The following is a 12,056-nucleotide window of genomic DNA, read 5'->3' on the forward strand; positions in this document are numbered from 1 at the left end:
GATACTGATTATACTTACCGACTTTGCCGAAAACCGTTCCCACAACATTCGGATAACGGTTTGCCGATATTGCTTGAAAACAGAAGATAAATTATGACTGAAGAAAAACGCTCCTGCTCGTTTTGCGGAAAATCCGAGCATGAAGTCAAAAACCTGATTGAAGGCGAAAACGCTTTTATCTGTAACGAATGTGTAGAAACTTGCGGCGTAATGCTGCAAAGTTCAGACGACCTCTCCGCAGACAAATCTGCAACGGATGCGTCCCATCCGAACAACAAGCTGCCCACGCCTGCCGAAATCGTCGCCAACCTCAACGATCACGTTATCGGTCAGGAACAAGCCAAGAAAGCCTTGGCGGTGTCGGTGTACAACCATTACAAACGCCTGCGCCATCCCAAAGCCAACGGCAACGTCGAATTGTCGAAATCCAACATCCTGCTTATCGGTCCGACCGGTTCGGGTAAAACGCTGTTGGCGCAGTCCTTGGCGCGCAAACTGGACGTACCGTTCGTGATGGCGGACGCGACCACGCTGACCGAGGCGGGTTATGTCGGTGAAGACGTCGAGCAAATCATTACCAAACTTTTGGGTAAATGCGATTTCGATGTCGAAAAAGCCCAGCGCGGTATCGTTTATATTGACGAAATCGACAAAATCTCGCGTAAAAGCGACAACCCGTCAATTACCCGCGACGTATCCGGCGAAGGCGTGCAACAAGCCTTGCTGAAACTGATTGAAGGTACGGTTGCCAGCGTTCCGCCCCAAGGCGGCCGTAAGCATCCGAATCAGGAATTTATCAACGTCGATACGACCAACATCCTGTTTATCTGCGGCGGCGCGTTTGCAGGCTTGGAAAAAGTCATCCGTCAGCGTACTGAAAAAGGTGGTATCGGTTTTGGCGCGTCCGTTCACAGTAAGGACGAAAATGCCGACATTACCGGATTGTTTGAAATCGTTGAGCCTGAAGACTTGATTAAATTCGGTTTAATTCCCGAGTTAATCGGCCGTCTGCCCGTTATCGCCACGCTGGCGGAATTGGATGAAGACGCATTGGTCAACATTTTGACCGAGCCGAAAAATGCCTTGGTGAAACAATATCAAACTCTGTTCGGCATGGAAAATGTCGAATTGGAATTTGAAGAAGAAGCCCTGCGCAGCATCGCCCGTCAGGCAATGGAACGCAAAACCGGCGCGCGCGGCCTGCGTTCCATCGTTGAACGCTGCCTCTTGGATACTATGTATCAACTGCCTGATTTGAAAGGCGTGACCAAAGTTGTCATCGGTAAAAACGTCATTGAGAAAGGCGAACAGCCCAAGCTCCTGCGTGAAGACGGAAGCGAATATCAGGCAAACACCCGGTAAAAGAACGAACCGGTCATTCCGATAAAATATAAAAGGTCGTCTGAAACCCTGTTTTCAGACGACCTTTTCGTATTTTTCAAGATAATTCGTTTCAATAGCAAACACCTATTACATCCGATAACATAAATATTCCAATTTTTGCCAAACTGGTCTATGATACCTAAAAGGATTGTTTACAATTCTTTGATTGCAAATCATTTGCAACGGATAGAAGAAAAACAGAAAAAAGGAACAAAGAGATGTTAGAAGCCTATCGCAAAGCCGCCGCCGAGCGTGCTGCCCTCGGTATCCCGCCCCTCCCTTTGAACGCGCAGCAAACCGCCGATTTGGTCGAGCTGCTGAAAAACCCGCCCGCAGGCGAAGGCGAGTTCTTGGTCGAACTGCTTGCCCACCGTGTTCCGCCCGGTGTGGACGATGCCGCCAAAGTCAAAGCCTCATTCCTGGCTGCCGTTGCCGAAGGCAGTGCATCCAGCCCGCTGATTTCCCCCGAATATGCGACCGAACTTTTAGGTACAATGCTTGGCGGTTACAACATTCATGCCTTAATCGAACTCTTGGACAACGACAAACTCGCGCCTATCGCTGCCAAAGGTTTGAAACATACGCTTCTGATGTTCGATTCTTTCCACGACGTTCAGGAAAAAGCCGAAAAAGGCAACAAATATGCGCAGGAAGTTTTGCAATCTTGGGCAGATGCCGAATGGTTTACCTCACGCGCCAAAGTTCCCGAAAAAATTACCGTTACCGTCTTCAAAGTTGACGGCGAAACCAATACAGACGACCTCTCTCCCGCGCCCGACGCATGGAGCCGTCCCGATATTCCACTGCACGCGCTGGCCATGCTGAAAAACCCGCGCGACGGCATCACGCCCGACAAACCGGGCGAAGTCGGTCCGATTAAATTGTTGGAAGAACTCAAAGCCAAAGGTCATCCTGTTGCCTACGTCGGCGACGTGGTCGGTACCGGTTCTTCACGCAAATCCGCGACCAACTCCGTCATTTGGCATACCGGCGAAGACATTCCGTTCGTACCGAACAAACGTTTCGGTGGCGTATGCTTGGGTGGAAAAATTGCGCCGATTTTCTTCAATACTCAAGAAGACTCCGGTGCGCTGCCGATTGAAGTCGATGTTTCCGCGCTGAAAATGGGCGATGTCGTCGATATTCTGCCTTATGAAGGCAAAATCGTGAAAAACGGCGAAACCGTTGCCGAGTTCAGCCTGAAATCCCAAGTATTGCTGGACGAAGTGCAAGCGGGCGGCCGTATCAACCTGATTATCGGTCGCGGTCTGACCGCCAAAGCGCGCGAAGCCCTGAAACTGCCTGCCTCTACCGAATTCCGCCTGCCTCAAGCGCCTGCCGAAAGCAAAGCCGGTTTCACATTGGCGCAAAAAATGGTCGGTCGCGCCTGCGGTCTGCCCGAAGGACAAGGCGTACGCCCGGGTACTTATTGCGAACCGCGCATGACGACTGTCGGTTCGCAAGACACTACCGGCCCGATGACCCGCGACGAGTTGAAAGACTTGGCTTGCTTGGGCTTCTCCGCCGATATGGTGATGCAGTCTTTCTGTCACACCGCGGCTTATCCGAAACCTGTCGATGTCAGAACCCATAAAGAACTGCCCGCCTTTATTTCTACCCGTGGCGGCGTATCTCTGCGTCCGGGAGACGGCGTGATCCACTCATGGCTCAACCGCCTGCTGTTGCCCGATACTGTCGGCACTGGTGGCGACAGCCACACCCGTTTTCCTATCGGTATTTCCTTCCCTGCAGGCTCCGGCTTGGTGGCTTTCGCAGCAGCCACCGGCGTCATGCCGCTCGATATGCCTGAGTCCGTACTGGTACGTTTCAGCGGCAAGCTGCAACCGGGCGTAACCCTGCGCGATTTGGTAAACGCCATTCCGCTTTACGCGATTAAACAAGGTTTGCTGACCGTTGCCAAAGCCGGTAAGAAAAACATCTTCTCCGGCCGCATCCTCGAAATCGAAGGCTTGCCTGATTTGAAAGTGGAACAAGCCTTTGAATTGACCGACGCGTCTGCTGAGCGCTCTGCCGCCGGCTGTACCGTGAAGCTCAACAAAGAGCCGATTATCGAGTACATGAAATCCAACGTCGTGTTGATGAAAAACATGATTGCCGACGGCTATCAAGACCCGCGCACGCTGGAACGCCGCATCAAGGCCATGGAAGCATGGTTGGCAAACCCCGAATTGCTCGAAGCGGATAAAGATGCCGAATACGCCGCCGTGATCGAAATCAACATGGACGACATCAAAGAGCCGATTATCGCCTGCCCAAACGACCCGGACGACGTATGCTTCATGTCCGAACGTTCCGGCACCAAAATCGACGAAGTGTTCATCGGGTCGTGCATGACCAACATCGGCCACTTCCGCGCCGCTTCCAAACTCTTGGAAGGCAAGTCCGACATCCCCGTCCGCCTGTGGATGGCACCGCCGACCAAAATGGACGCGAAAGAGTTGTCCGACGAAGGCCACTACGGCGTACTCGGCCGCGCCGGCGCGCGTATGGAAATGCCGGGCTGTTCGCTGTGTATGGGTAACCAAGCCCAAGTACACGAAGGCGCGACCGTCATGTCCACTTCCACCCGTAACTTCCCGAACCGTTTGGGTAAAAACACCTTCGTTTACCTCGGCTCGGCAGAGTTGGCGGCGATTTGCTCCAAACTGGGCAAGATCCCGACCGTTGAAGAATACCAAGCCAACATCGGTATCATCAACGAACAGGGCGATCAAATCTACCGCTACATGAACTTCAACGAAATCGACAGCTACAACGAAGTAGCCGAAACCGTGAATGTTTAATAAGTAGGTAAAACCGTTTCAGACGACCTCTTCAATGGCTAACCCTATGAGGTCGTCTGAAAACAAAAAAAACAGAACAGTTTTCGCTGTTCTGTTTTTTTATAGTGGATTAAATTTAATCCACTATATTCTTGAGCTTAACGCCGCTCCTGCCTGCGTATCAGCCAAACGGCGAGCAGGGCGAAGGCTATGGTGGGCAGTGCGCCGGCGAGGAAGGGTGGGACGCCGTAGAGTTGGCTGGTAAACCCGAAGAGCCGTCCGGCGAAGTGGAACAGCAAGCCGAGGCAGATGCCGCCGAAGAGTTTCAAGCCCATATTGCCGTGGCGGGTAGTTTGCGGGGTGAAGGCGAAGGCGACGAGTGCCATGACCCAGGCGGCGACGGGGTAAACCAATTTGCGCCACCAGGCGATGGCGTAGATCTGGGTGTTTTGGTTGTTGTTTTCGAGGTGGCTAATGTAGGTGGTCAGTTCGCCGACGGACATTTGGTCGGGTTTGACGAGCAATACGTCCATCAGGTTGCGTTTGACGGCGATCGGCCAGTTTTCTTCGGCGGCAGTCGAGACTTCGACTTTGTCTTCGCTAAGCGTGCTGCGGCGGATGTTTTTCAACTGCCAACTGCCGTCGTTGTTTAAAACGGCGGACTCGGCTTCCGTCGCCTGCCTCAGTTCGTTTTTGTCGTTGCGCACCCAAATTTTAATGCCCAGCAGGGTATGGTCGGGCAGCATTTCGCGCACGTTGATGATGCTGTTTTTTTCTTTGAGCCAAAGCCCGGTATTGCCGGTGCTGATTTTGCCGTTGATGGCGGCGGATTTGATGTTTTCGGCTTTTTGGCTGAGGACGGGGGCAATCCATTCGCCGAGCGCGGCGGTGGCGATGGCGAAAATCAGTCCGAACTGCGACAGGATCAGCAGCAGTTTTTTGGTGCTCATGCCGCTTGCTTTGATGACGGTCAGTTCGCTGCCGGCGGCAAGTTGGCTGAGGGAGACGAGTCCGCCGATGAGGACGGCGAGGGGCATGAGTTCGTAGGCGCGCGCGGGCATCTGCATGAGGACGTATTGCGCCATGGTTGCGCCGTTATAGCTGCCTTTGCCCAAGTCGCCGACTTCGTTGATGATCTCGAAAAAGCTGTACAGGGCGAGGAAGGCCAGGAGGGCGTAAACCGCCATAACCGCCATTTGGCGGATGATGTAACGTGAAATCAGGTTCATTTTCCGCCTTTCAATGTCAGACTTTTGCCAACCGCCCGCCAGAAGGGCTGGCTGGGCATACTGCGTACGCGCAGGAGTACGACGGCGATGGCGAACATGATGATGTGCATGGGCAGCAGTCCGAGCCAGAAATGGATTTTGCCATCCTCCACGGCATTGCGCAGGAAGGTCAGTCCGTTTTGGTAAATCAGGAAAAGCCCGATGGCGACGAGGATGTTGTAGGTGTGGCCGCTGCGCGGGTTGAAATAGGAAAGCGGCACGGCAAGCAGGCAGAGCAGGAGGACGCTGACGGTCAGCGAGATGCGCCACATCAATTCCGCCTGATGTTGCGGGTTGCTGCTGCCGATGAGCTGCGATGTCGGGATGGTGCGGCGGTGGGAAACGGGGTCGATGAGTTTGGGCGTGGTGCTGATAATCAGGCTGAGGTTTTGGAAGGAAACGCGGTTGTAGTCGGCTTTGCCGGGCGTGCCGCTGTAACGGTAGCCGTTGCGCAGGTCGAGCGTGCGCTTGTTGTCGTTCAGCGAGAAATTGCCTTCTTTGGCGAAGATAATGTTGTCGTTGCCGTTTTTATCCTGTTCGCGCAGGAACAGGTTTTTCATGATGCCCGATTCGGTGTCGAAGGTTTCGACGAAGTAAACCCTGCCGTTGCGCTTGCCCAGGCTGTTGAACTCGCCTGCTTCCACCATGGACAATTCTTGTTTCTGCTTGAGGATTTCGGCGTATTCACGGCTGCGCAGTTCCGCCCACGGCATGACCCAAAGCTGCATGACGGCAATCAGCAGGGCAAACGGTACGGCAAACTGCATGACGGGGCGTATCCACTGTTTCAACGCCAATCCGCAGGAGAGCCAGACCGACATTTCGCTGTCTCGCCAGTAGCGGGTCAATACGGTCAGCGTGCTGATGAATGCGGTCAAAACCAGCAAAAGCGGCGTCATGCCGATGACCCAGAAGCCGACCAATGCCAACACGGCATCGATGGCGACGCGCCCGTCGGCGGCACGGCCGAGCAGGTTGATTGCCTGAGTGGAGACCAACACCGCCAAGAGGACGACGAAAATGCCGACGGCGGTAAAAGAGAGTTCTTTGATGAAGTTTCTTTGATAAATCATAGAATCGCGGCTAGGAGCGGTAGCGGTTCGGCGCAGGCGGATTGTCTGCGCAAGGTTTCAGACGACCTCTCAAATGGAGTACAATCTTTCCAACCGTTTTCAGACGACCCCTTAATGCAAAGGGTCGTCTGAAACTACCCGAAACCATCTCAATCAGGAGAATAAACGTGGAATTTAGCACAAAAGCCGGAACCTTGCAGCCGCAACAGGCAGGCGCGCAGTTATTTGTCTGCACCGAAGAGGCGCAATTAAACCACCCGACCGCCCTTGCCCTTTTGTCTTCGCTTGAAGAAGGTCAAACTTTTGCCGACACCAAAATCCCGACGGACAACGGTTTGCAGGCAGTCGCCGTCGTCCGCCTCGAAAAAACCGACCGCGCCGCGCTGAACAAGGCCGCTGCCGAAGCCGCCAAATGGGCGCAAAATCAGGAAACGGTCAATGCGGACATTCATGCCTTCGATGAAGCGCAAGCCGCCGCCGTTGCCGAAGCCTTTGCCATCGCGTTCGGCAACGCCGCCTACCGTTTCGACCGCTACAAAAAAGAAGCCAAGCCCGCCAAATTCGCACAAGCCGTGTTTTACACCGCACACGAAGCCGCCGTCAAAGAAGCCCTGCGCGTCGCCGAAGCGCAGGTTTACGGACAAAGCCTCTGCCGCGACTTGGGCAACGCCGCGCCCAACGAATGCACGCCCGAATTCTTAGCGCGCACCGCCAAAGCCGAAGCCGAAAAACTGGGCGCACACGCCAAAATCATCGAAAAAGACTACATTAAAGAAAACATGGGTTCGTTCTGGTCGGTCGCCAAAGGCAGCGTGGAAGACCCCTATCTGATTGAATTGAGCTACTTCGGAGCAGCCGACAAAGAAGCCGCCCCCGTCGTCTTGGTCGGCAAAGGCATCACCTTCGACACCGGCGGCATCTCCCTCAAACCCGGTCTGAACATGGACGAAATGAAGTTTGACATGTGCGGCGCGGCAACCGTCATCAGCACTTTCTGCGCCGCCGTCAAACTGCAACTGCCGATCAACCTCGTCGCCGTCGTCGCCACCTGCGAAAACATGCCTTCCGGCGCGGCAAACAAACCGGGCGACGTCGTGAAAAGCATGAAAGGCTTGACCATCGAAGTGTTGAACACCGATGCCGAGGGTCGTCTGATTTTGTGCGACGCGCTCACTTACGCCGAGCAGTTCAAGCCTAAAGCCGTCATCGACGTCGCCACCCTGACCGGCGCGTGCATCATCGCCTTGGGCCATGACGTCAGCGGCGTGATGGGCAACAATCAGGATTTGATCGACAGCCTGCTGGCTGCTTCCCGCAACGTAGACGACAAAGCATGGCAACTGCCGCTCTTTGAAACCTACAAAGACCAGCTCAAATCCAACTTCGCCGACATTCCCAACATCGGCACGCCCGGCGCAGGCACGATTACCGCCGCCACCTTCCTGTCCTATTTCACCGAAGACTACCCGTGGGCGCACCTCGACATCGCGGGTACGGCATGGAAATCCGGCAGCGAAAAAGGCGCGACCGGCCGCCCCGTTCCCCTGTTGCTGAACTATCTGCGCAACGTGAAATAAAGTTGGACACCTGCGGGGCAAGCAACCGACCCCGCAGGCCGTCTGAAAACGGAACGCATCAACTAATGCAGGCTGATCGAAAACATATCGGGTTTGGTAACCCCATTATGCAGCGTTGTTGTTCATCGTCCAGCAGTCGGTAATCTTACCGTCTTTGATTTTCAGAAAATCCGTACCGACTTTGACGGCGGTTTGGTTACCGAGCGTAGCGGTTACACGCCAATATGCAGAAATTGTGTCGCCGTCGTGGAACGGACCGAGTACGATTTCATAATGCAAATCTGCTTTAGCACGAATGGTAGCTATCCAAGCCTTTGCACTGGCTATGTCAGTTACGGGTGCGGGTGGTGGAGTGGAATCAGCGGTCAGATGTGCTTTGAAGTTGTTTGACAGCAGTTCATCGGCAATGTTGAGATTGCCATTCCACATCTGTGTCCATGCAGTATAGATTTTTTGTGTTTCGGTCATGCTTTTGTCTCTTAACGATGTTGGGTAATAAGGAAAATCCTGTGCTGAAAAGCTGGGAAATGATGCTATGTAATCTTACCTGTCGTCAATATTGATACGAAAACTGCCTGAATGCAGCCTGCGCTTTATCTGCCCCAAAAAAACAAACGGAGAACCATGATGAAACCGCTATTTGCCGCATTGTCCGTCGCCTTTCTGCTCGGCACGAGCGTCAGCGTTCACGCCGCGGAACAGGTCAAACCTACCGACCGCAGCGTCCAAGTGTACAAAAAAGCCGACTTGGCAGAGTGGAACCGCGAAAACGCAGCCGGAGGCAAAGGCCCGCTGCTCGGCCGCTTCGCCTTCAACCGCCACCAGACCGCCGCCCAAGACGCGTTCAGGGAAATCGGCTGGCTGACCCTGCCGCCGGGTGCATCCATCGGTGAACACAAACACACCGACAACGAAGACGTTTACATCATCGTATCAGGCAAAGGCGTGTTTACCGACAGCACGGGCAAACAGACCGAAGTCGGCGCCGGCGACATCACCATCGCCCGCCCCGGTCAGTCCCATGCGCTGAAAAACACCGGCAAAGAGCCGCTGGTCTTCCTTGACCTGATTGCCGAAACCGCCGCCGCCCAAGCTGCCAAATAGCAGTCATCAAACCGACAAGGTCGTCTGAAAATCGTATTGCGTTTTCAGACGACCTTTTTTGCTGTTTAGGCAACATGATTCGTTCCAAGCAAACGGGGGGATGGCGCGCTGCCGCTGTTTCCGTCTTTTTTATCATTTTCAAGATATTGGGTTCAGACGACCTTTGGTTTTCGCTGTTTGTATGGGCTTGGGTTTGGCTGTTTTGCCGAATCAAATGCGGTTTGTTCCTTGAATTCTTGTCATATTAATGATGTGATGTTATATAATAACAATCTATTTGAAATATGACGGGAAACCCAAAATGACACAAACTACGCTTAAACCTATTGTTTTATCTATTCTTTTAATCAGTTCCCCCATTCTCGCCCAAGCGCATGAAACCGAGCAGACGGTGGACTTGGAAACGGTCAACGTCGTCGGTAAAAGCCATCCGCGCGCCACTTCGGGGCTGCTGCACAGTTCAACCGCCTCCGACAAAATCATTGCCGGCGATACTTTGCGGCAAAAAGCCGTCAATCTCGGCGACGCGCTCAACGGCGTGCCGGGCGTCCATGCTTCGCAATACGGCGGCGGCGCGTCCGCGCCTGTGATACGCGGGCAGACGGGCAGGCGGATTAAAGTGTTGAACCATCACGGCGAAACGGGCGACATGGCGGATTTCTCGCCCGACCATGCCCTGATGGTGGACACCGCCTTGTCGCAACAAGTCGAAATCCTGCGCGGGCCGGTAACGCTGTTGTACAGCTCGGGCAATGTGGCGGGGCTGGTGGATGTTGCCGACGGAAAAATCCCCGAAAAAATGCCTGAAAACGGCGTATCGGGCGAACTGGGGCTGCGTTTGAGCAGCGGCAATCTAGAAAAACTCACGTCAGGCGGCATCAATGTCGGACTGGGTAAAAACTTCGTGTTGCACACGGAAGGGCTGTACCGCAAATCGGGCGACTACGCCGTACCGCGTTACCGCAAAGAAGAGGGTCGTCTGAAACGCTTGCCCGACAGCCATGCCGATTCGCAAACAGGCAGCATCGGGCTGTCTTGGGTGGGCGAGAAAGGCTTTATCGGCGCGGCGTACAGCGACCGTCGTGACCGCTACGGCCTGCCTGCGCACAGTCACCTCTACGACGACTGCCACGCCGACATCATCTGGCAGAAGAGTTTGATTAACAAACGCTATTTGCAGCTTTATCCGCACCTGTTGACCGAAGAAGACATCGATTACGACAATCCGGGCTTGAGCTGTGGCTTCCACGACGACGATAATGCACACGCGCATACCCACAGCGGCAGACCGTGGATAGACCTGCGCAACAAACGCTACGAAATCCGCGCCGAATGGAAGCAGCCGCTCCCCGGTTTCGAAGCCCTGCGCGTGCATCTGAACCGCAACGACTACCGCCACGACGAAAAAGCGGGCGATGCGGTGGAAAACTTCTTCAAAAACAAAACGCAAAACGCCCGCATCGAATTGCGCCACCTGCCCATAGGTCGTCTGAAAGGCAGTTGGGGCGTGCAATACCTCACCCAAAAATCCAGCGCGCTTTCCGCCATTCCCGAAACCGTCCAACAGCCGATGTTGATCGACAACGATGTGCATCATTACAGCTTTTTCGGCGTAGAACAGGCAAACTGGGACAACTTCTCGCTTGAAGGCGGCGTGCGCGTGGAAAAACAAAAAGCCGCCATTCAGTACGACAAAGCCCTGATTGATCGGGAAAACTACTACAACCAACCCTTGCCCGACCTCGGTGCACACCGCCAAACCGCCCGCTCGTTCGCGCTTTCCGGCAACTGGTATTTCACGCCACACCACAAACTCAGCCTGACCGCCTCCCATCAGGAACGCCTGCCGTCAACGCAAGAGCTGTACGCACACGGCAAACACGTTGCCACCAACACCTTTGAAGTCGGCAACAAACACCTCAACAAAGAGCGTTCCAACAACATCGAACTCGCGCTGGGCTACGAAGGCGACCGCTGGCAATACAATCTGGCACTCTACCGCAACCGCTTCGGCAACTACATCTACGCCCAAACCTTAAACGACGGACGGGGCCCCAAATCCATCGAAGACGACAGCGAAATGAAGCTCGTGCGCTACAACCAATCCGGCGCCGACTTCTACGGCGCGGAAGGCGAAATCTACTTCAAGCCCACGCCGCGCTACCGCATCGGACTTTCCGGCGACTACGTCAGAGGTCGTCTGAAAAACCTCCCGTCGCTGCCCGGTAGGGAAGACGCCTACGGCAACCGTCCCTACATCGCCCAAGCCGACCAAAACGCCCCGCGCGTTCCCGCCGCACGGCTCGGCTTCCACCTGAATGCCGCGCTGACCGACCGCATCGATGCCCATCTCGACTACTACCGCGTGTTCGCCCAAAACAAACTCGCCCGCTACGAAACGCGCACGCCCGGACACCATATGCTCAACCTCGGCGCAAACTACCGCCGCAATACGCGCTATGGCGAGTGGAATTGGTACGTCAAAGCAGACAACCTGCTCAATCAGTCCGTTTACGCCCACAGCAGCTTCCTGTCCGACACTCCGCAAATAGGACGCAGCTTCACCGGCGGCGTGAACTTTAAGTTTTAAACGTGACGGATTTCTGGCGAAACCTTAAATGTGTTCAGAGGCAGCCGTCAGGTTTGCTTTTAGGGATGTTGGGTTTCGCGGGAATGTGAGAAAGGTCGTCTGAAAACCATATTGCGTTTTCAGACGACCTTTGAGTTTGTATAGTGGATTAACTTTAAACCAGTACGGCGTTGCCTCGCCTTAGCTCAAAGAGAACGATTCTCTAAGGTGCTGAAGCACCAAGTGAATCGGTTCCGTACTATCTGTACTGTCTGCAGCTTCGTCGCCTTGTCCTGATT

At 54.3% G+C, this 12,056-nt stretch carries 9 protein-coding genes; 5 read left to right on the forward strand and 4 right to left on the reverse strand.

Features of this window, described 5'->3' with window-relative positions; genetic code table 11:
• The first annotated feature begins 93 nt into the window (after positions 1 to 93).
• On the forward strand, positions 94 to 1,362 hold the full coding sequence (gene clpX / locus H3L95_RS00920; RefSeq protein ID WP_003757450.1) for an ATP-dependent Clp protease ATP-binding subunit ClpX: 1,269 nt from the start codon (positions 94 to 96) through the stop codon (positions 1,360 to 1,362).
• A gap of 239 nt (positions 1,363 to 1,601) precedes the next feature.
• The gene (gene acnB / locus H3L95_RS00925; RefSeq protein WP_003757451.1) at positions 1,602 to 4,187 is read left to right on the forward strand and encodes a bifunctional aconitate hydratase 2/2-methylisocitrate dehydratase; all 2,586 of its coding nucleotides are present in this window, start codon (positions 1,602 to 1,604) and stop codon (positions 4,185 to 4,187) included.
• A gap of 137 nt (positions 4,188 to 4,324) precedes the next feature.
• On the opposite strand, the gene lptG is transcribed toward acnB, so the two are convergent.
• Genes lptG through H3L95_RS00940 form a run of 3 tightly spaced genes read right to left on the reverse strand, consistent with a single transcriptional unit; the run spans position 4,325 to position 6,688 of the window.
• Positions 4,325 to 5,395, reverse strand: coding sequence for an LPS export ABC transporter permease LptG (lptG, locus tag H3L95_RS00930; protein WP_003757453.1), 1,071 nt, complete (start codon positions 5,393 to 5,395; stop codon positions 4,325 to 4,327).
• Positions 5,392 to 6,507 (reverse strand): LPS export ABC transporter permease LptF, encoded by a 1,116-nt coding sequence (gene lptF / locus H3L95_RS00935; protein ID WP_003757455.1) that lies wholly within the window; start codon positions 6,505 to 6,507, stop codon positions 5,392 to 5,394. The genes lptG and lptF overlap by 4 nt, the downstream gene beginning before the upstream one ends.
• A 10-nt stretch (positions 6,508 to 6,517) precedes the next feature.
• Positions 6,518 to 6,688 (reverse strand): hypothetical protein, encoded by a 171-nt coding sequence (locus H3L95_RS00940; RefSeq protein WP_003757459.1) that lies wholly within the window; start codon positions 6,686 to 6,688, stop codon positions 6,518 to 6,520.
• On the opposite strand from H3L95_RS00940, the gene H3L95_RS00945 reads away from it, so the two are divergent.
• Positions 6,675 to 8,084: a leucyl aminopeptidase gene (locus H3L95_RS00945; RefSeq protein WP_003757458.1), complete on the forward strand. Its 1,410-nt coding sequence runs from the start codon at positions 6,675 to 6,677 to the stop codon at positions 8,082 to 8,084. The genes H3L95_RS00940 and H3L95_RS00945 overlap by 14 nt on opposite strands.
• A 105-nt stretch (positions 8,085 to 8,189) precedes the next feature.
• Here H3L95_RS00945 and H3L95_RS00950 read toward each other — a convergent pair whose 3' ends face one another.
• Positions 8,190 to 8,552 (reverse strand): nuclear transport factor 2 family protein, encoded by a 363-nt coding sequence (locus H3L95_RS00950; protein WP_003757461.1) that lies wholly within the window; start codon positions 8,550 to 8,552, stop codon positions 8,190 to 8,192.
• Between the two features lie 159 nt (positions 8,553 to 8,711).
• Here H3L95_RS00950 and H3L95_RS00955 point away from each other — a divergent pair, with 159 nt between their 5' ends.
• The gene (locus tag H3L95_RS00955) at positions 8,712 to 9,188 is read left to right on the forward strand and encodes a cupin domain-containing protein (RefSeq protein ID WP_040668314.1); all 477 of its coding nucleotides are present in this window, start codon (positions 8,712 to 8,714) and stop codon (positions 9,186 to 9,188) included.
• 301 nt (positions 9,189 to 9,489) lie between these two features.
• Entirely contained in the window at positions 9,490 to 11,778 is a 2,289-nt protein-coding gene (gene znuD / locus H3L95_RS00960; protein WP_003757465.1) for a TonB-dependent zinc receptor ZnuD, read from the forward strand.
• The last annotated feature ends 278 nt before the right edge of the window (positions 11,779 to 12,056 follow it).

Origin of the sequence: Neisseria sicca (assembly GCF_014054945.1) — a bacterium.
Lineage (GTDB): Bacteria > Pseudomonadota > Gammaproteobacteria > Burkholderiales > Neisseriaceae > Neisseria > Neisseria sicca.